The sequence below is a fragment of the Pseudoalteromonas sp. S558 genome, from assembly GCF_005886635.1.
Classification (GTDB): domain Bacteria; phylum Pseudomonadota; class Gammaproteobacteria; order Enterobacterales; family Alteromonadaceae; genus Pseudoalteromonas; species Pseudoalteromonas aliena.
The window spans coordinates 1-328 of the sequence record NZ_PNDU01000371.1; the positions used below are offsets into that span (position 1 = coordinate 1).

At 45.4% G+C, this 328-nt stretch carries 1 protein-coding gene; it reads left to right on the forward strand.

Annotated elements, in window-relative coordinates; translation table 11 throughout:
- Positions 1–328: transposase domain-containing protein (locus CWB66_RS22345; protein ID WP_502705301.1), on the forward strand; the 328-nt coding region annotated here is incomplete at both ends.

The window sequence follows — 328 nt, forward strand, 5'->3', positions numbered from 1 at the left end:
GCTATAAGTACTGGGCCATACGGGATACAACGCCGACACCTGAGCAAGTAAGGTTAGAGGCTGAAGTAAAAGCAATACATGCGATGAGTGGTGGTTCAGCAGGGGCACGGACAATCGCAGCGATAGCAACGAACAATGATTTTGAATTGAGCCGTTATCGTGCAGCTAAGCTAATGGTTAAATTAAAGCTCGAAAGCTGCCAAGTACCTCAACATTCATATAAACGTGGTGGTAATGAACACCTTGAAATCCCAAACCTGCTTGATAGACAGTTTGATGTTGTTGAGCCTGATACCGTGTGGTGCGGTGATGTGACGTATATTTGGAC